This window comes from Halomonas ventosae (assembly GCF_004361885.1).
Taxonomy (GTDB): domain Bacteria; phylum Pseudomonadota; class Gammaproteobacteria; order Pseudomonadales; family Halomonadaceae; genus Halomonas; species Halomonas ventosae_C.
The window spans coordinates 84,731-103,659 of record NZ_SNWH01000006.1 but is presented as its reverse complement, the minus strand read 5'-3'; the positions used below and the strand labels follow the sequence as shown (position 1 = coordinate 103,659).

20 protein-coding genes and 3 tRNA genes are annotated in these 18,929 nt (G+C 63.7%); 9 read left to right on the top strand and 14 right to left on the bottom strand.

From position 1 onward, the window contains the following. Positions 1 to 12 precede the first annotated feature (12 nt). Positions 13 to 150, bottom strand: coding sequence for a hypothetical protein (locus DFO68_RS06780; protein WP_243726451.1), 138 nt, complete (start codon positions 148 to 150; stop codon positions 13 to 15). A gap of 46 nt (positions 151 to 196) precedes the next feature. Next, complete coding sequence (locus tag DFO68_RS06775; protein ID WP_133482910.1) at positions 197 to 1,465, bottom strand: lytic murein transglycosylase; 1,269 nt, start codon at positions 1,463 to 1,465, stop codon at positions 197 to 199. Between the two features lie 389 nt (positions 1,466 to 1,854). Between DFO68_RS06775 and DFO68_RS06770 the strand changes: the two genes are divergently transcribed. From DFO68_RS06770 to DFO68_RS06745, 6 genes are read left to right on the top strand one after another with little or no spacing between them, the layout of a single operon-like run. Beyond that, the gene (locus DFO68_RS06770) at positions 1,855 to 4,686 is read left to right on the top strand and encodes a monovalent cation/H+ antiporter subunit A (protein WP_133482909.1); all 2,832 of its coding nucleotides are present in this window, start codon (positions 1,855 to 1,857) and stop codon (positions 4,684 to 4,686) included. Next, entirely contained in the window at positions 4,686 to 5,024 is a 339-nt protein-coding gene (locus tag DFO68_RS06765) for a Na+/H+ antiporter subunit C (RefSeq protein WP_133482908.1), read from the top strand. The genes DFO68_RS06770 and DFO68_RS06765 overlap by 1 nt, the downstream gene beginning before the upstream one ends. Beyond that, on the top strand, positions 5,021 to 6,532 hold the full coding sequence (locus tag DFO68_RS06760) for a monovalent cation/H+ antiporter subunit D (RefSeq protein WP_133482907.1): 1,512 nt from the start codon (positions 5,021 to 5,023) through the stop codon (positions 6,530 to 6,532). The genes DFO68_RS06765 and DFO68_RS06760 overlap by 4 nt, the downstream gene beginning before the upstream one ends. Beyond that, a complete protein-coding gene (locus DFO68_RS06755) occupies positions 6,529 to 7,026 on the top strand; it encodes a Na+/H+ antiporter subunit E (protein ID WP_133482906.1) in 498 nt (165 codons plus the stop codon). Before DFO68_RS06760 ends, DFO68_RS06755 begins: the two co-directional genes overlap by 4 nt. Next, positions 7,020 to 7,289 carry a K+/H+ antiporter subunit F gene (locus DFO68_RS06750; protein WP_133482905.1) on the top strand — a complete coding sequence of 90 codons (270 nt, stop codon included), beginning with the start codon at positions 7,020 to 7,022 and terminating at the stop codon, positions 7,287 to 7,289. Before DFO68_RS06755 ends, DFO68_RS06750 begins: the two co-directional genes overlap by 7 nt. 21 nt (positions 7,290 to 7,310) lie before the next feature. Next, on the top strand, positions 7,311 to 7,700 hold the full coding sequence (locus tag DFO68_RS06745) for a Na+/H+ antiporter subunit G (protein ID WP_133482904.1): 390 nt from the start codon (positions 7,311 to 7,313) through the stop codon (positions 7,698 to 7,700). A 6-nt stretch (positions 7,701 to 7,706) separates the two neighbouring features. Here DFO68_RS06745 and hemH read toward each other — a convergent pair whose 3' ends face one another. The 10 genes from hemH to rnr all read right to left on the bottom strand — a co-directional run bounded on the left by hemH (position 7,707) and on the right by rnr (position 16,785). After that, positions 7,707 to 8,795, bottom strand: a complete 1,089-nt coding sequence (hemH, locus tag DFO68_RS06740) for a ferrochelatase (protein ID WP_133482989.1) — start codon at positions 8,793 to 8,795, stop codon at positions 7,707 to 7,709. A gap of 180 nt (positions 8,796 to 8,975) precedes the next feature. Next, positions 8,976 to 9,278, bottom strand: coding sequence for a DUF6482 family protein (locus DFO68_RS06735; protein WP_133482903.1), 303 nt, complete (start codon positions 9,276 to 9,278; stop codon positions 8,976 to 8,978). 140 nt (positions 9,279 to 9,418) lie between these two features. Beyond that, on the bottom strand, positions 9,419 to 9,712 hold the full coding sequence (locus DFO68_RS06730; protein WP_133482902.1) for a hypothetical protein: 294 nt from the start codon (positions 9,710 to 9,712) through the stop codon (positions 9,419 to 9,421). 70 nt (positions 9,713 to 9,782) lie between these two features. Then, positions 9,783 to 11,171: a replicative DNA helicase gene (gene dnaB / locus DFO68_RS06725; RefSeq protein ID WP_133482901.1), complete on the bottom strand. Its 1,389-nt coding sequence runs from the start codon at positions 11,169 to 11,171 to the stop codon at positions 9,783 to 9,785. A gap of 195 nt (positions 11,172 to 11,366) precedes the next feature. Further along, entirely contained in the window at positions 11,367 to 11,813 is a 447-nt protein-coding gene (gene rplI / locus DFO68_RS06720) for a 50S ribosomal protein L9 (RefSeq protein ID WP_133482900.1), read from the bottom strand. 16 nt (positions 11,814 to 11,829) lie between these two features. Further along, positions 11,830 to 12,681 (bottom strand): hypothetical protein, encoded by an 852-nt coding sequence (locus DFO68_RS06715; RefSeq protein ID WP_133482899.1) that lies wholly within the window; start codon positions 12,679 to 12,681, stop codon positions 11,830 to 11,832. Positions 12,682 to 12,694: 13 nt separating this feature from the next. After that, entirely contained in the window at positions 12,695 to 12,922 is a 228-nt protein-coding gene (gene rpsR, locus DFO68_RS06710) for a 30S ribosomal protein S18 (protein WP_016853668.1), read from the bottom strand. Positions 12,923 to 12,956: 34 nt separating this feature from the next. Continuing rightward, entirely contained in the window at positions 12,957 to 13,328 is a 372-nt protein-coding gene (gene rpsF / locus DFO68_RS06705; protein ID WP_133482898.1) for a 30S ribosomal protein S6, read from the bottom strand. Between the two features lie 221 nt (positions 13,329 to 13,549). Then, a complete protein-coding gene (gene rlmB / locus DFO68_RS06700; RefSeq protein WP_373190389.1) occupies positions 13,550 to 14,320 on the bottom strand; it encodes a 23S rRNA (guanosine(2251)-2'-O)-methyltransferase RlmB in 771 nt (256 codons plus the stop codon). A gap of 86 nt (positions 14,321 to 14,406) precedes the next feature. Beyond that, a complete protein-coding gene (gene rnr, locus DFO68_RS06695) occupies positions 14,407 to 16,785 on the bottom strand; it encodes a ribonuclease R (protein ID WP_133482896.1) in 2,379 nt (792 codons plus the stop codon). Between the two features lie 235 nt (positions 16,786 to 17,020). On the opposite strand from rnr, the gene DFO68_RS06690 reads away from it, so the two are divergent. From DFO68_RS06690 to DFO68_RS06680, 3 genes are all read left to right on the top strand, one after another. After that, positions 17,021 to 17,107, top strand: a tRNA-Leu gene (locus tag DFO68_RS06690). A 77-nt stretch (positions 17,108 to 17,184) separates the two neighbouring features. Beyond that, a tRNA-Leu gene (locus DFO68_RS06685) sits at positions 17,185 to 17,271 on the top strand. A gap of 41 nt (positions 17,272 to 17,312) precedes the next feature. Beyond that, a tRNA-Leu gene (locus DFO68_RS06680) sits at positions 17,313 to 17,399 on the top strand. Positions 17,400 to 17,486: 87 nt separating this feature from the next. Here the strand turns inward: DFO68_RS06680 and DFO68_RS06675 are convergent. Together DFO68_RS06675 and DFO68_RS06670 are read right to left on the bottom strand one after the other, a co-directional pair. Then, a complete protein-coding gene (locus tag DFO68_RS06675; protein WP_133482895.1) occupies positions 17,487 to 18,353 on the bottom strand; it encodes a DNA/RNA non-specific endonuclease in 867 nt (288 codons plus the stop codon). Between the two features lie 52 nt (positions 18,354 to 18,405). Next, the gene (locus tag DFO68_RS06670; protein WP_133482894.1) at positions 18,406 to 18,681 is read right to left on the bottom strand and encodes an Lrp/AsnC family transcriptional regulator; all 276 of its coding nucleotides are present in this window, start codon (positions 18,679 to 18,681) and stop codon (positions 18,406 to 18,408) included. Between the last annotated feature and the right edge of the window lie 248 nt (positions 18,682 to 18,929).

Here is an 18,929-nt window from a genome sequence, read left to right as displayed (position 1 = left end):
GCTACCGAGAGATCACCGCGACTCGTCCCGGTCGTGGGGAACAAACGGCGAATCCTCATCGCAAACAGGCTCGTGGAGGAAGGTCTCATCTACGTCGAGCAGCCCCAGATGGCCGATGGAGCGGCGACCGAGCAGCAGGGCGACCAGCAAGGGCAGGCGATGGTGTCAGGGTAATGGCCTCCTCTGGGCCAAGGGGTCAGCGTTTCAGGCGCTCGAGCAGACTGCGGGTGGCGAAGCCATCGGGGGGTGTGCCGACGGCAGCCTGGAACTCCCGCAGGCCGCGGCGGGTATTGGGACCCATGATCCCGTCCGGCACTCCTACCGCGAAGCCCCGCTGGTTGAGCAGACGCTGCATCTCGCGCAGCTGGTCACGACTCAGCGGCTGCTCTGCCCGGGGCCATGTCTGCACCACGCCGCCGCGTCCGGCAATCTTATCGGCCAGGATGCCCACCGCCAGGGCATAGCTGGTGGCGTTGTTGTAGCGCAGGATGGCCCGAAAGTTGGGGCCAACCAGAAAGGCCGGGCCCTTGGCGCCAGCGGGCACGATCACCGAGGCCGCGGCGAAGTCGGGCAGCGGCGTGCCATCCAGGGTGCGCACGCCGCGCTGGGTCCAGTCGCGACTGGGGTGACGGATGGAGAGCTCGGCGTCAGCGAAGGGGAAACCGTCGGGAACACGGACTTCAATGCCCCAGGGCTGTCCTGCCTGCCAGCCGGCCCGGTCGAGATAGTGGGCGGTAGAGGCCATCACATCCGGGATACTGCCCCAGATGTCACGTCGGCCGTCGCCATCGCCATCCACGGCATAGGCCTCGAAGCTCGACGGGAGGAACTGAGTGTGCCCCATGGCGCCGGCCCAGGAGCCGAGCATGCGCTCCGGGGCGATATCCCCGTCCTCGAGGATGCGCAACGCCGCGAGCAGCTCGCTGCGGGCGAAGTCGCGGCGGCGGCCCTCATAGGCCAGGCTGGCCAGGGCCTCCAGGGTCGAGAAGTTGCCGAAGTTGCCGCCATAGTTGCTCTCGATGCCCCAGATGGCGACGATCACCTCGGCGGGTACGCCGTAGCGCTGCTCCATCTGCCGCGCCGTGGCGCGATGCGCGGCCAGGCGCTGCCTCCCGGTGGTCACCCGGGTTGCTGAGACGGCGCTGTCCAGGTACTGCCAGATGGGCCGCACGAACTCGGGCTGGGCGCGATCGAGCTCGATCACCCGCGGACGATAGCGCAGGCCGTCCAGGGCCCGTGCCAGGGTCGCCTCGCCGATGCCCTCTGAGCGCGCCTCGCGCCGAAAGTCAGCGAGCCAGCGGGCGAAGTCCATTCGGGTCGCCTGCTCGCCGGCCTCGCGCTTGGCCACAGCGCCGCTCGTCTCGCCGCGCTCGTCAGCCACGGCCAGGTTGGTCTCGCTGGCAGGCACCGCCGAATAGCCCGCCAGCAGGGCCAGCAGCAGGTGGGTGGTCAGCATCCGTCTCATCGTCGCTCCTGCAGGACATTCCATGAACCGTCCGATCATCACCTAGAACCGCCCGTCAGGCCAGCCCGTTCAGGCGCCGGCGAGCGGATCGAAGCAATACCGACACGATACCGATCTCTTGTCACCTTGCGCATCGGCGCCCTTGAGAGGCGTTATGAAAACGGCTCGGCCAAGGCACGAACAAGACGAACAAGCTCCATTCTCATGTATAACTACTGTACAATTAACGGCTTCTGGCAGCCCCCCACCGATGACAAGACATTGAATGCGCAAGGTGCGCGAGAGCTGCCTCTTTGCGTTAGAGTATGGAGAAAACGCAAAGGCGTCCGACCGAGAGACGCACGCGAACTGGTAGCTCATTCCCCGAGATCCCGCAGGACGACTGACCGATGATATTACTGTGGATAGCCCTGCTTCCCTTGCTAGGGATGCTGGTGCCAGCATTCACCCAGAGAAGCGGCCGACGCCACTGCACGCAGTCGACCGCGCTGCTGCCTGCCCTGGCACTGCTGCTGACCCTGAGTCAGGTGCCCGCCTTGCAGACCGGCGAGGCGCTGCGCTTTACCGCCGAGTGGGTGCCAATGCTGGGGCTGGAGCTGGCCTTTCGCCTCGATGGGCTATCGCTGCTCTTTAATATCCTGATTCTTGGCATCGGCCTGTTGATCCTGCTCTATGCGCATTACTACCTCTCTCCCGAGGAGCCCTTCGGGCGCTTCTATGCCTACCTGATCCTGTTCATGGCCTCGATGGTCGGCATCGTCATGTCCGACAACCTGCTGCTGCTGTGGCTGTTCTGGGAGCTGACCAGCATTTCCTCCTTCCTGCTGATCGGCTTCTGGTCACATCGCAGCGATGCTCGCAAGGGGGCGCGCATGGCGCTAGCCGTAACCGGCGCAGGGGGGCTGGCGCTGCTGGCGGGCCTGCTATTGCTGGGCGACATCGTCGGCAGCCACGACATGGACACGGTGCTCGACAGCGGCGCGGTCATCCTCGCCGACCCGCGCTACCCCATAATGCTGGTACTGGTGCTGCTGGGCGCCTTCACCAAGTCGGCCCAGTTTCCCTTCCAGTTCTGGTTGCCGCATGCCATGGCCGCCCCGACGCCGGTCTCGGCCTACCTGCATTCGGCGACTATGGTCAAGGCGGGCATTTTCCTGATGGCTCGCCTGCATCCGGCGATCGCCGGCAGCGAGATGTGGACCGTGATCGTCTCCCTGATCGGCATGACGACGATGCTTTATGGCGCCTGGTTCGCGCTGATGAAGACCGACCTCAAGGGGATCCTGGCCTTCTCCACGGTCAGCCACCTGGGGTTGATCACGGTGCTGCTGGGCATCGGCAGTCCCATGGCGGTGTTGGCTGCGCTCTTCCACATCTTTAACCACGCTACCTTTAAGGCGGCATTGTTCATGAGCTCGGGCATCATCGACCACGAGGCCGGCACCCGCGAGCTCAAGTACCTGGGAGGGCTCAGACACAGCATGCCGATCACCGCCCTGCTGACCACCCTGGCGGGTGCCGCCATGGCGGGGGTACCGCTGCTCAACGGCTTTCTTTCCAAGGAGATGTTCTTCACCGAGACACTGGCCACCCCGATGCTCGGTGGGCTGAGCGGGTTGTTGCCGGTACTCGCCACGCTTGGCGGCATCCTCTCGGTGGCTTACTCGCTGCGCCTGGTGCATGCGGTCTTCTTCGCACCTCCACGGGAAGCGTCCCCGGAAACGCCCCACGAACCGCCGCACATGATGCGAGCTCCGATGGAACTGCTGGTGACACTGTGCGTGCTGGTCGGTCTGTTTCCCTCGCTTACGGCCGGTGGACTGATGGATCTCGCGACACGGGCGGTGGTGGGCAAGCCGCTCGAGTTCCACCTGGCGATCTGGCACGGCTTCAACCTGCCGCTGGCCATGAGCGGGGTGGCCATCGTTGCCGGCATTGCCACCTACTGGCGACACCCCGATCTGCGTCGCTTCCTGAAGGGCTTTCGCCCGGTGGATGCGCGAATCGTCTTCGAGTGCGCCATGCAGGGTCTGGCACGATGGGCCGAGATCATTCTAAAGAGGATCGACAATGGCTCACTGCAGCGCTATGTGGGGCTGCTACTGCTGGCCTCCCTGCTGCTCGGCGGCCTAGGCCTATTGATGATGCCGAGCCTGGCCGGCGACGAGGCACAGCGACCAGTAGATGGTGTCCTGCTAGTGGGCGCGGCCCTGCTGATCTTCGGTGGGCTGGGCACGGTATTGACCCACCGCCATCGTCTGATTTCGCTGCTGATGCTGTCCGTGGTGGGTTTGATGGTGTCGCTGACCTTCGCCCGCTTCTCCGCTCCAGACCTGGCGCTGACTCAACTGTCGGTGGAGGTGGTGACCATGATCCTGCTCATGCTCGCGCTGTTCTTCCTGCCGCAGAAGACCTACCGGGAGTCCTCGCCGCCTCGCAACCTGTACGACGCGATAGTGGCGAGTGCCCTGGGCATGGTGGTCGCCAGTCTCAACTACGCCGTACTGACCCGTGACAATGCCAGCATCTCTAGCTTCTTCCTCAACAACAGCGTAGCTGGCGGTGGGGGCCATAATGTCGTCAACGTCATCCTCGTCGACTTCCGGGGTTTTGATACCCTGGGCGAAATCACCGTGTTGGCGCTGGCCGGGCTGGCTATCTTCAAGCTGCTGCGGCGCCTGCGCCTGTTCATGCCCCACAGCGATGCCGAGGGTCGCCTGTGGTCTCCGGACCGCTACCCGATGATCCTGACCTCCATTTCCATGGCGCTGCTGCCGCTGGCGCTGCTGGTCTCGGTGTTCATCTTCCTGCGCGGGCACAACTTTCCCGGTGGCGGCTTCATCGCCGGGCTGATCACCGCCGTGGCGCTGATTCTTCTCTACATAGCCCGCGGCGTGGACTGGACCCAGGAACGATTGCAGTTCGAGTATCAACCGGTCGCCATTGCGGGGGTCGGAATCGCCGCCTTGACGGGGGTCGGCAGCTGGCTGTTCGACAAGCCCTTCCTGACGTCGGCTTTCGGGCACTTCTATCTGCCACTGATCGGCGATGTCGAGCTGGCCACCGCTATCCTCTTCGACCTGGGCGTCTATCTGGCGGTGGTTGGCGCCACCCTGATGATCCTGGCCAATCTCGGCAAGGTCACCACGGCCTACAGCCCGGCCAAGGGCGCACCAGCCAATGACGAGAATCTCTCGCAGTCCAGCAAGGAGAAACATTGATGGAAAGCCTCTATGCCATCACCACCGGCATATTGACCGCCTGCGGGCTCTTCTTGACCCTGCGCGGACGGACCTTCCCGGTCGTGGTCGGGCTGACCCTGCTCTCCTATGCAGTCAACCTCTTCCTATTCTCCATGGGCGGACTGACCACCGGGGGAGCCGCCATCATCGATGGTCAGACGCACTTTGCCGATCCACTGCCCCAGGCACTGGTACTCACTGCCATCGTAATCGGCTTCGCGATGACCGCCTTCGTCGTGATCCTGGCGATGCGCGCACGCAGCGAGATGGGCAATGACCATGTCGACGGTCGCAAGCAAGAGGAGCCCCACCGGTGATGCAGCACCTGATCGTTCTTCCCGTCGTGCTGCCGCTGCTGGTAGGACTCTTTCTGCTGCGCAGCCGGCATGGCACCATGCGCACGCACCGCGTGGTGGGTGTCACGGCCACTGCCCTGCTGGTGGTCGTCGCGATGGTCATGGTGGCAAGAGCCGCCGATGGCGAGGTTACATACTACGCACTGGGTGGCTGGCAGCCGCCTTTCGGCATCGTGCTGGTACTCGACCGCCTCTCGGCCCTGATGGTGCTGCTCACCGCGGTGCTTGCCCTGGGCGCGGTGGTATTCGCCTGTGCTGGCGACGACGAGCGCGGAAGCAACTTCCACGGCCTCTTCCAGCTGCAGCTGATGGGCATCAACGGCGCCTTCCTCACCGGCGACATCTTCAACCTCTTTGTGTTCTTCGAGGTGCTGCTGCTGGCCTCCTATGCGTTGTTGATCCATGGCGGCGGCAAGTCGCGAATCCAGTCGGCGGTACACTATGTGGTCCTCAACCTGGTAGGTTCGTCCCTGTTCTTGATCAGCGTCGGCGTGCTCTATGGCGCCACCGGCACCCTCAACATGGCCGACATGGCGGTTCGCCTGTCGGACCTGCCTGCCGACAGAGAGGGACTGGTCACCGCCGGCGCTTTGATGCTGCTCGTGGTGTTCAGCCTCAAGAGTGCCCTCCTGCCTCTCTATTTCTGGCTGCCACGAGCCTATGCTGCCGCTCCGGCCCCGGTGGCAGCACTGTTCGCGATCATGACCAAGGTTGGCATCTACGCCATCCTGCGGGTCTATAGCCTGGTATTCGGCGAACAGGCAGGCTCACTGGCCGCCCTCGAGCAACCCTGGGTCTGGTGGCTGTCACTGGCGACCATGGTGGTGGCCGGCATCGGCGTGCTTGCCGCCCGCGACCTGCGCCTGCTGGTGGCCTATCTGATCGTGGTCTCGGTGGGCACCCTGCTGGCCGGCATCGGCATGGGCTCACCGGCGGCCACCGCCGCCCTGCTCTACTACCTGGTGCATACCACCCTGGTCACTGGCGGACTCTTCCTGCTGGCCGAGATGATCGGCCTACAACGAGGCAAGGCCGCCACGCGGCTGGTCAAGGGTCGCCCGATGCATCACGGGAACTGGCTGGCCGGGCTATTTTTCATCGGTGCAGTGGCCGTGGCAGGCCTGCCGCCGCTGTCTGGAGCCATCGGCAAGGCCCTGCTGCTGAACGCTGCCGAGACCTCTCAGCAGCCGTGGCTATGGCCGATCCTGCTGGCCACCGGCCTGGCCGCCCTCATCGCCCTCTCAAGGGCAGGCTCGACGCTGTTCTGGCGCAGCCACGAGGGCGAGGTTGCCGGCGTGTCCCTCTCGCGATCGCGCTGGCTGGGCGTGGGTTGGCTGCTCGGTGCCTCACCGCTGCTGGTTATCCTCGCGGGACCGGTCAGCGACTATACCTGCGCCACCGCCGAACAGCTGGCCGATCCTGATATTATGGTGCGTGCGGTCCTGTCAAATGCCGGAGAATCGCCATGATCAAACCCCGTCCCTGGCTGCCCCTGCCCCTGCTATCGATCCTGCTGCTGGTGGTATGGTTGATGATGGCCCGCAGCATGGCGCCGGGCCATATCCTGCTGGGAGGCGTCCTCGCCCTGGTTATCCCACTACTGACCTATCGCTTCTGGGACGCACAGCCCCATGTCAAGAACCCAGGCAAGCTGCTGCACTATGTACTACGCGTGCTGGGTGACATCATCATCGCCAACCTGCATGTGGCCTGGCTGATCATCAATCCCCGGCAGCGCATGCAGCCAGCCTTCGTGGAATATCCGCTGATGCTTGAGGAGCGCTTCACCATCACAATCCTGGCCAGCACCATCAGTCTCACGCCGGGGACGGTATCCGCCAATGTGCGCCTGGATGGCAAGTCGTTGCTGATCCATACCCTGGACATGGAGGATGAGGAGACGCTGATCACAACGATACGCGAACGCTACGAGCGGCCGTTGAAGGAGATCTACGAATGTTAGACATCGCGCTAAAGATCAGCCTGGCGCTGATCCTGATGGCTATTCTCCTGAATGCCTTTCGCCTGACCATCGGCCCGAGCCTGCCGGATCGTGTCCTGGCACTGGACACCATGTACGTGAACTCCATCGCGCTGATCGTGCTGATGGGGCTGTGGTTGAACACCAAGCTGTATTTCGAGGCGGCCCTGCTGATCGCCATGCTCGGTTTCATCAGTACGGTAGCCATCTGCAAGTACATCCTGCGTGGCGACATCATCGAATAGCTCAGCACCCACGGAGCAACCATGAACTTCTATGTGTTTCTCGAAGGCGTCATTTCCTTCTTTCTGATCGCCGGGGGTACTTTCGCCTTCATCGGCTCGCTGGGCATGACGCTGCTGAAAGACTTTTACATGCGCCTGCATGGTCCCACCAAGTCCACCACCCTGGGTATCGGCTGTATCCTGATCGGCTCGATATTTTACTTCTCGACGACCCAGGGACAGCCGGTCATCCAGGAACTGCTGATCACGCTGTTCCTGTTCATCACCGCTCCGGTGAGCGCCCACCTGCTGGCCAAGACGGGGCTACACCTCAAGCTCGAGCACGTACAGAAGACCCGCGGAAAGCCCGTGGAGCTGCACGACGACGAGGTAGGTGTGAAGCCCGTCCTTCACCCGGATCGTGGCCACTGATCCTGTCTACATCCAGCCACTAAGCTCGTTGTCGATGATCGATAGCAGCGCGGCGACATGGTCGTCGCGATCATTCAGGCAGGGGATGTAAGTAAATCTCTCGCCTCCGGCGGCAAGGAAACTCTCGCGGATCTCCTCATTGATCTCCTCGAGGGTCTCCACGCAGTCCGAGGAGAAGGCCGGCGAGACCACCGCGATATGCTTGTTGCCCTGACGGGCCAACTCGGCGACGTGTTCCACGCTAGCTGGCCCCACCCACTCCTCGGGGCCAAACTTGGACTGGAAGGCGGTCTGGATGGCGTCCTCCTCCCAGCCTAGACGCTCGCGCAGCAGGCGCGTGGTCTTTTGGCACTGGCAGTGATAAGGGTCACCTTCCAGCAGGTAGCGCTTGGGCACCCCGTGGTAAGAGGCCACCAGTACCTCCGGCGGGGTCTCGGCGGCCTCGTAGGCCTCGCGCACTGAATTGGCCAGGGCGTCGAGGTAGTCGGGGTGTTCGAAGTAGGCGGGCACGGTGCGAATTGCCGGCTGCCACTTGAGCCTCATCAGGGTACGGAAGGCCTGGTCGTTGGCCGTAGCGGTGGTCGGGGAGGCGTACTGCGGATAGAGCGGAAAGAACAGGATCCGTTCGCAACCCGCCGCTTGCATGCGTGTCAGCACGCTGTCGGTGGAGGGATTGCCGTAACGCATGCAGAAGTCGACCATCACGCCCTCGCCATACTGCGCGTGGAGCCCTTCCGCCACCTTGCGCGTCTGCTCGCGGGTGATGGTCAGCAGAGGGCTCTCGTCGCGCTCGGTGTTCCATATCCCTCGATAGGCCTTGCCGGACGCGAAGGGGCGTCGCGAGAGAATAATCAGCTGCAGCAGCGGCTGCCACTTCCAGTCTGGATAATCCACCACGCGCTTGTCGGAGAGAAATTCGCTCAGGTAGCGGCGCATCGACCAGTAGTCGGTGGCATCCGGCGTCCCCAGGTTGGCGAGCACCACGCCGACCTTCGGCCGAGGTACCGGCGGGTGGTTGGGCGGTGCATGGGCCAGCCGGCCATTGCCGGGGGCATCAAGGTCGTTCGGGGTCTGGCCGATGTTGGCCGATGTCATGCCTTGCATAGCTTGCACTCGGTGTCTTGTCGGTATTGCCCCAGTCTATCAGGCAATCGCCGGGCACCGAATAAAGTTATACTATGGATGTTATCTGTACGGCTTTTGGCCAGCTCTTGTCGATTCTGGCTTGTCGTGACGGTGAGGAGGAGATGATACCACCACAGGCAAGGGGTCCAATCAGAAGACCAGCGGCATGCGCGAGGTCAGCGGATCCTGGTAGTGGGTCTCGCGCCCGATGACTTCATCGTGGGGCACCTGCTGTACCAGGTAGGCGCGATGGATACCGGCACGCTTGAGTTCCAGATAGACATCATCCAGAGAACGGAAGAGAATCGGCTTGCCGGCACGGGTCAGCATGTGGCGCTGCCCCTCCACGTCCTCCAGTTCGACCTGGTAGAACCGGCTGCCGGCATGGCCGATCACGCGGATCTCGAAGTTGTCGTGGCGCGCCACGAAGGCTTTCAATTGTTGGAATTCCATGGCTCCTTTCTCCTGATATCCGAGTCGTCGTCGATGGTGTCGAGATAAACACAGGATCACAGCCTGACGGCAACCGATGACGGTAATGTGTCGTCGGTATTATCACGCTATGACCCTGCCCGTTTCGTCAGGTTCCGGAGCTACTGATAGGCGGAGGGATCGATCGCCTTGCCCAGGGAGTTGCGGTCCACCCAGTTGCCGGCCTTGGTCTCCTTATAGCGGAAGACCACCCGATCACCGACCTCGACCGGCAAATCGGCGTCCTCGGTCTGGTAGCTGTAGGTCTGGCCATCCACCACCAGGTAGTAGCGATAGAGGTCGGGCATCCCCAGCCACTCCTTGAAGGGGCCTTCACGCTCGATCGACTGGAGCTCCCCGCGCCCCTCGAGCTTAGGGATACGCTGGCGATTGCCACGTCGAAATCCGCCTGCCATGCTGCCTCCTTCCTGTGAGATTCGAGGGCTCGGCATTATACGGGGCCAATCATCGGACTCAAGGGCGCCGTCACTGGCCGAAGGCCTCGCGGTAGCTGTCCGGAGCCAGATCCTCGAAGCGAGTGTACTTGCCGATGAACGCCATGTGTACGGTGCCAATGGGGCCGTTACGCTGCTTGCCGATGATCACCTCAGCCAGTCCCTGATTATCGGGGTTATCCGGATTGTAGACCTCATCGCGATAGACGAAGCCGATGATATCGGCATCCTGTTCGATGGCACCGGACTCACGCAGGTCCGACATCACCGGTCGCTTGTTGGGGCGCTGCTCCAACGAGCGATTGAGCTGGGAGAGCGCCACCACCGGGCAGCCGAACTCCTTGGCCAGTCCCTTGAGCGAACGGGAAATCTCGGAGATCTCGCCGGTGCGGTTCTCGGAGAAGCCGGGGATCTGCATCAGTTGCAGGTAGTCGATCATGATCAGGGCGAGGTTGCCATGTTCACGCACCACCCGGCGAATCCGCGAGCGCAGCTCGTTGGGTGAGAGCGCGGCGGTGTCGTCGATGAACAGCTGCTTATCCTTGAGCAGATTGACCGCAGAGGTCAGCCGTGGCCAGTCTTCGTCCTCCAGTTGCCCGGTACGCATCCGGGTCTGATCGATACGCCCCAGCGAGGAGAGCATGCGCAGCATCAGCGAGTCGGCCGGCATCTCCATGGAGAACACCATCACCGGCCTGTCGCTTGAGATCACCGCATGCTCAACCAGGTTCATGGCAAAGGTGGTCTTGCCCATGGAGGGCCGCCCGGCAATGATCACCAGGTCCGAGGGCTGAAGCCCCGAGGTCATCTCATCGAGGTCCCGAAAGCCGGTGGAGAGCCCGGTCATCTCGCCCTGCAGATTGAACAGCTCGTCGATGCGATCCACCGCCTTGGTCAACAGCTCGCTCATGCCGATCGGCCCACCTGACTTGGGGCGCTCCTCACTGATCTGGAACACCAGCCGCTCGGCCTCGTCGACCAGTTCGTCGGCGGGACGCCCCTGGGGGCTGAAGGCCCCCTCGGCGATCTGACCGGCCGCACGAATCAGCTTACGCAGGGTGGCGCGCTCGCGGACGATGTCGGCATAGGCACGGATATTGCTGGCCGACGGCGTGTTCCTGGCCAGCTCCGCCAGGTAAGAGAGGCCGCCTACGGTATCGAGTTGGTCGCGCCCTTCCAGCGCCTCGGAAAGGGTCACAACATCCAACGGCCGGTTCGCTTCAGCCAGACCGGCCATGACATTGAAGATCAGGCGATGCTCATAGCGATAGAAATCATCCGCCACCAGGCGATCGGCCACGTTGTCCCATGCCGGATTGTCGAGCATCAGACCGCCGAGCACAGACTGCTCGGCCTCAAGCGAGTGCGGCGGGACCTTGAGGGCGGCGGTTTCGCGATCGAAGGTGAGGAGTTCGTTCATGGTGCGCGGACCTTCAGGAAGAAAAGAGCAGGCGTATTCTACGCGATGCCACACCGTGACCCCATGCTCGGGGCCGGATACGGGAGATCACCGGGACGGCAAGGAAGCACGCAGCAAAGGGGGCGAGGATCCGCTCCTCGCCCCCTCACACAGCACTGCACAGCGACCCCAAGAGGCGGCGCTGTCGCGCTAGCGTTACTCGGCCACCACCACCACACGCACGGTGGCGTCGACTTCGGCATGCAAGTGCAGATCGATGTCGTACTCGCCAGTCTGGCGAATCGGCCCCTGGGGCATGCGCACCTCGTTCTTGGCGACCTCGATCCCGGCACTGGAGATGGCCTCGGCCAGATCACGCGGACCAATGGAACCGAACAGCTTGCCTTCATCGCCTGACTTGGCGACTAGCGACAGTTCGATCTCGTTGAGTTGTTCGGCGCGCGCCTCGGCCTCGGCCTTGCGCTCGGCGGCCTGGGCCTCGAGCTCGGCACGCTGGGCCTGGAAGGCCTCGATGTTCTCCTTGGTGGCCGGCACGGCCAGGCCGTAGGGTACCAGGTAGTTGCGTCCAAAACCGGGCTTGACGGTGACTTGGTCACCCAGGCTACCCAGTTTGCCAATCTTGTCGAGCAGAATGACGTCCATTCTCGAAAACCTCTTGTCAGTGGCTGCGGGCCAGTCGTCCGCGAAAGTCCGCGAACGTATCGATGAAGGCCACGAGCAGCACGATGAGAATCATGGGCCAGGTGGTGATCAGCAGCACGTAGAAGGCGACCAGCCACAACCCGTTCATTCCCTTCAATCCGATAAAACCATGCACCAGCGCGATGCCCGCCACCAGCAATGGCACCCAGGTCAGCATGCCCAGGGCCGGAAGCCCCAGCAGCGCTCCCAACACGCCGAACACCACCAGCACGGCAAGTTCTCGGGGTGCCAGGCGCAGGCTGTGGAACTCCTCGCGGAATCCACCGGGATTATAGAGCCAGGCCTGCCAGCCGCGCGCCAAGGCCAGGCAGGCCACGGCGGCGAGCAACACGATCAGCGCGCTCACGCTACTGATCAGCAGGCCCGCCAGCTGCTCAGTGTCCATGCCCTGGCGGGAGAGCTCGGCGAGCATCGCAGCGATGTCCGGCGAGCCCTGGCGCAGCTGTTCCAGCACGGGACCGGCCCCACCGGGCGGCAGGAAGATATCCAGCTGGATCATCGCCTCCCCGGCCAGAGTGCCGGCGAGGAGCGCCTCGCTCCAGCGCAGTCGGGCACGCAGCACTACCGCCATCAGCACGACCAGCAATACACTGGCCAGTGGAATGACGTCGCCCTGGGTCCACCACCAACCGGCTGGCAGAGCCGCGGCCAGGATGACCGGCAGCGATGCGGTCAGGCCGTGGCGCAGCGCGAACAGCGCCGCCACCGCGGCCCCCAGCCAGAACAGCCAGGGAATCGCGGTAGCCACGGCCGCCCCCGCAGCGGCGTGGGGCGTGCCGCGCATCATCCAGCGGGCAAGGGCGAGCATCACGCGCAGTACATTACTGGTGGCTGTCGGTGTAGGGCAGCAGGGCCAGGTAGCGCGCCCGCTTGATGGCAGTGGACAGCTGGCGCTGGTAACGGGCCTTGGTCCCGGTGATACGGCTGGGAACAATCTTACCGGTCTCGGTGATGTAGGCCTTGAGCGTATCCAGATCCTTGTAGTCGATCTGTTTTACGCCTTCAGCGGTGAAACGGCAGAACTTGCGGCGACGGAAAAAGCGTGCCATGGGAAGACTCCTTCAGAGGGGCGATGGGATGGGCTCAGGCAGATTCGGTGCTACGCGGCTTCTCGTCGCGACGCACACGTTTCTCTTCCACCGGCTTCATCATCGGGGAGGCCTCGGTGACGGCTTCCTTGGCGCGGACCACCAGGCTGCGAATGATGGCGTCGTTGAAACGGAAGATGTTCTCGATCTCGTCGAGGGTCTCGCCGCTGCACTCGATGTTCATCAGCACATAGTGAGCCTTGTGGATCTTGTTGATCGGGTAAGCCAGATGGCGACGCCCCCAATCCTCGAGGCGATGGACGGTGCCGCCGCTCTCGGTGACGAGGCCGGTGTAGCGTTCAACCATGGCCGGAACCTGCTCGCTCTGGTCCGGATGGACCATGAAGACGATCTCGTAGTGACGCATGAAATCTCCTTGCGGTTTGGCAGCTTCCACAGTGGCGATCTCGGATCGCTCAGGGGAAGCAAGGAGTGATTGTCAGAAGACAGGAAGACGCGCTCGCAGGAGGAGCGGGCGCAAGCATTCTAAAGAATAGAGGCGGGCTCCGCAAGCTGTAAGCTGGAAGGCAGCATGGTACTACCAACCCTGACACCAAGAGTTTTTCTTGAAGCTTCCAGCTCAAGACTTCAAGCGCCAGGCGAAGCCTGGCGCTGACGCACCGCCTCGAATAGGCAGATGCCGGTGGCCACCGAGACGTTGAGGCTGGAGACGCTGCCGGCCATGGGCAGCTTGACCAGGGTATCGCAGGCCTCGCGGGTGAGGCGGCGCATGCCCTTGCCCTCGGCCCCCATCACCAGCGCCGCAGGACCGCTAAAATCGGCCTCGAAGAGGCTCGCCTCAGCCTCGCCAGCGGTACCCGTGATCCATATGCCGAGCTCCTTGAGTCTGGCCAGGGCGCGAGCCAGGTTGGTGACCTGGTAGACCGGCATGCTCTCGCCAGCTCCGCAGGCCACCTTGCGCACCACGGCATTGAGCGGTGCCGCCCGGTCCTTGGGCACGATCACCCCATGCACACCTGCCGCATCGGCACTGCGCAGGCAGGCACCGAAGTTATGCACGTCGGTAACACCGTCGAGCACCAGCAGCAACGGTGGCGCCGCATGCGGCCAGCCCTCGAGCCTTAACCATAGCGAGGTCTCGCCGTCGAAGACGAGCGGCGTGGCGAAGGCGATGATGCCCTGGTGCGAGGCCCCCTGAGCGAGCCGGTCGAGCGCGTCCCGAGGGCAGGAAAGCAGGCGTGCGCCTCCTTGACGAGCCGTCTCGACCAGCTCGACCAGGCGCGTAGCGGCGCTGCCCTCCTGGACCCAGACCTCGCGGGGCACCTCGCCACGGTCGAGCAGCGCGCGCACTGCATGTACCCCGAAGACGGCGTCGAGCCCTCCGGGCGGCGTCGGCACGCGAGGCCTCTCACTAGCTGAGTGACGGCGGGCATCGTGCGCCTGCCCCGAGCGACTGTGGTGTCGAGCCCTGCGCTCTGACGCCATCAGCCGCGGGCCCCTGAGCGACGCGGACCGCGGCGACGGCGACCGCCCTTGCCGGACTTGTCACCGGGCTTGCCGGCGCCCGCCGCGGCGGACTTATCCCCACCGCGGCGCTTGCGCGGCGCCCGCTTGGGACGTGGCTTGTCGTCAGCCAGCTCGAAATCGATCTTGCGCTCGTCCAGGTCGACGCGGGCCACCTGCACGGTGACGCCATCGCCCAGACGGTAGCTCATGCCACTACGCTCCCCCTTGAGACGATGCTTCTCGGGCTCGTAATGGTAGTAGTCCGAGGGCAGCGAGGTGACATGCACCAGCCCCTCCACGTACACCTCATCGAGGCGCACGAAAATGCCGAACTGGGTCACCGACGCGATACTGCCATCATAGACCTCGCCGAGCTTGTCGGACATGAACTCGCACTTGAGCCAGTCCTCCACATCGCGGGTGGCATCATCGGCTCGCCGCTCGGTCATCGAGCAGTGTTCGCCGAGCTCGAGCATCTGCTCGAAGGTGTAGGGCGCCCACTTGCTGGGGGGCTCCACCTTGGCCCCTTCGGCACGCAACACGGTATTGGTCTTGCGTGGGCCACGGATCACCGAACGGATGGCGCGGTGGACCAGCAGGTCCGGGTAGCGCCGGATCGGCGAGGTGAAGTGGGCATAAGCCGGATAGGCCAGACCGAAGTGCCCCTCGTTCTGCGGGGAGTAGACGGCTCGACTCATGGAGCGCAGCATCACTGTCTGGATGACATCGGCATCATCGCGCCCCTTGATCGCCTCGGCCAGGTCACGGTAGTCCTGCGGGCTCGGGTCGTCGCCGCCGCCCAGCGACAGGCCCAGCTCATTGAGAAACAAGCGCAGCTTGTCCAAACGCTCCGGCGAGGGCTTCTCGTGGATACGATAGAGGGCCGGCAGGTCGTGCTTGTCGAGGAAGCGCGCGGTGGCCACGTTGGCCGCCAGCATGCACTCCTCGATGATCTTGTGGGCATCGTTGCGCGAGCGCGGCACGATTTTCTCGATCTTGCGCTCATCGTTGAAGACGATGGCCGTCTCGGTGGTCTCGAAGTCGATGGCGCCGCGCGCATCCCGGGCCTCGCGCAGCAGTCGGTAGAGGGCGTGAAGGTTCTTCAACGACGGAACCAGTGCGCGGTGCTCATCGCGCAGGGCCTCGCCCTCTTGCCCATCGTCATCGAGGATGGCAGCCACCTTGTTATAGGTGAGGCGCGCATGGGACTGAAACACCGCCTCATAGAAGCGGTAGCGGCTAATCGCCCCGCTCTGTGAGATGTTCATCTCGCAAACCAGCGCCAGGCGGTCGACGGCCGGGTTCAACGAGCAGAGCCCGTTGGAAAGCAGCTCAGGCAGCATCGGCACTACCTGGCCGGGGAAGTACACCGAATTGCCACGACGGATTGCCTCCTGATCCAGGGCACTGCCGGGGCGTACATAGTGGGAAACATCGGCGATGGCCACCAGCAGCTTCCAGCTGCCCGACTTGGTCTTCCAGGCACAGACAGCGTCGTCGAAGTCCTTGGCGCTCTCGTCGTCGATGGTGACCAGCGGCACGTCGCGCAGATCGATGCGATGCTGCTTGTCCTGCTCGGCGACTTCGGCGGACATGCCGGCGATCTGGTCATGGACATCCGGCGGGAACTCAGCGGGGATCTCGTAGCTGCGAATGGCGATGTCGATCTCCATCCCCGGGTCCATGCGCTCGCCGAGCACCTCGACCACCTCGCCCACGGGCTGCACTCGGGTCTCGGGCTGCTGAGTGATCTTCGCCGAGACCACCTGGCCGTCCTGGGCCCCGCCACAGGCACTGTGGGGAATGATGATCTCCTGGGTAATGCGCGCGTTCTCGGGGATCAGCACCCCGAACTCCTGCGTGTTGGCGCGGTAGACCCCGACGATGGTCTGGGTATTGCGCGCCAGCACCTCGACGATGGTCGCCTCGTCGCGGCCGCGGCGGTCGCGCCCGCTGATGCGCACCAGCACATGGTCGCCGTGGAAGACCCGGCGCATCTGCCGCGGCGGCAGCACCAGATCGGGCTTCTTGCCATCGTCGCGGAGCAGGAAGCCAAAGCCGTCACGGTGGCCCAGCACCTTGCCCTTGATCAGGTCGAGCTTGTCGATCAGTGCATAGGCGCCCCGCCGGTTGCGCAGTACCTGGCCGTCGCGTTCCATCGCTGCCAGGCGTCGGCGTACCGCCTCCTGAAGATCCTCGTCGTCGAGGCCCAGCTGCTGGCTCATCGCCTCGTGGGTGAGCGGCTTGCCGGCCTCTTCCAGGCGGGCCAGCAGGTATTCACGGCTGGGAGCGGGCTTGTCGTACTTGTGGGCTTCGCGCTTGGCGTGCGGATCGTCGCTGAGCGTCCAGTGGGTCATGCAGTGGGCATCCTTGGCGGCATCGGGAGCAGCGTGATCGAAAGGGCGCGGGGACGACGTCCGGCGCGTGGTATCTGGCGTTTCGAATCGATTGTCATAGCCGCAGTATAGCGCCGCAACCCCTGTCACCCAACCATGGCGACGCCAACAAAGACTGACAGGCGAGAAAAATCCTTCGCGACGGGGCCGTATCCGCTTGCATCGGCAAGTCAATCGGGTAACATACCCCTCGCCTGCCCAGATGGCGGAATTGGTAGACGCGCTAGCTTCAGGTGCTAGTGTCCTTACGGACGTGGAGGTTCAAGTCCTCTTCTGGGCACCAACGGCGTCCCATCGCTCGATGTGGGATGCTCGGGAGTTTTCTCCCATGCTCTTTGTCAGCTCGAATCGCTCGTGTTCGCCCAGGTGGCGGAATGGGTAGACGCGCTAGCTTCAGGTGCTAGTGTCCTTACGGACGTGGAGGTTCAAGTCCTCTCCTGGGCACCATCGCCTACGCGATGTTCGCGAACACGACGACCGCATGATGCGCCCAGGTGGCGGAATGGGTAGACGCGCTAGCTTCAGGTGCTAGTATCCTTACGGATGTGGAGGTTCAAGTCCTCTCCTGGGCACCACGACTTCTCGCCTCATGCAGACAAGTCCACATTGCAGCCCCTCAGGAAACCGCGACGCCATATTCGCGGTTTTTTTGTGCCCGCGGTTCAGAAACGGCCGGGCAGCCTGGCCACGGCCTCAAGCCCCCAACCCGCGGGCTGCACCTCGGCCTCCAGCGCCATGGCGGCCGCCTCGGGCAGGCGGGGAAAGAAGTTCAGGCCGGTGCGAGCCTCCAGCTCATCGATGCTCACCAGAAAGGCATCCAGTGGCTCGTCGCCCGCCACACCCTGCGGCATGAGGAAGGCCAGGGCTCGCGGCGCATCGCCCGGCACCACCAGAATCTTGTAGAAGGCCTCCGGCACCTCCACCAGGCCGACCCGATTGAGCACGTTGTCGCTGAACGAGGCAGGGAAGACCGGACCGGTGATCACCTGAAGGGTGCCGAAGCGCGGCACGAAGTGATCCATGACCACCTCCTCCAGGCGCTGCCATAGTCGCCGGTTGAGATCGGGCCGCTGGGGCGACATGTTGCTCATCAGGAAAGTATCGCGCTGCGTCGCCCGGCCATGGACCACCGCGATGGCATAGTTGGGAGCGAGATGTCCCCGATCGTAGCCGCTGCCCAGGTAGCTCTCCGGCGAGATCGGCCACAGCGTCCGCCAATCACGCTGAAAGCCCGGGCGCGGCCCGATATTCGGGTCATCGATCTCGCGCAGCAGGTAACTGACCCACAGCGGATTGACCCGCACGTCGGACCATCCCACCAGGAAGCCATCGTTGCGAAGCACGCGATGGAAGCTCAGCGGCGTGAGTGCCTGCCAGGTGGTCACGCCCTGCCAGCTGAGGGTGTCGCGCAGCTCGCGCTCCTGGAAGTGCCAAAGCCCGGTGGCCACCGCCACAAACAGCGCCGTGATGCCGAGGCGACGCAGCTTCGAACTCCAACGGTGGGTTACACGCGGTTGTCTTGCAGCCATGCCTCAACGCTCCCTGTCCGATCAAGAGGCGGGCGCGTGGCCCGACGTCACCTCACCAGCCCAGCGAGAACATGGTCTCCAGGTCATGCCGGGAGTGGACTTGCATGGCATTGAGCGTCTCGGTGTCGCGAATGCCCTCCACGGCATTGAGGTGTCCGGTTACCAGCTCCGCCAGGCTCTCGAAATCAGGCGTACGTGCGATAGCCACCAGGTCATAGCGGCCACAGGTGGAATAGACTTCGCTGATCCCCTCGATATCGGCCAGCCGTTCGGCGACAGCTTTCACCTGCCCCTTCTCGGCATTAATCAGAATCACCGCGTTCTGCATCGAACATCTCCCCGCGCTGAGCGCTTGTGTGCGCATCTCGTTTACGGCGGGTCACCACCGCAGCTGACGCGAGTATAGCAGTGCCGTGGCGGGCGCTGAACCGCGGGCTGGCGAGCGGCTAGCAAGATACGCCACCAGGGTCGACGACCATGCGCCGAATTGTCGCATTCAACCCGGCAGGTTCGCGATCCTGCCGAGGGTTTACTATCATGGACTGGACGAATGGTGCAGGGATGCGCCTGTCGAAT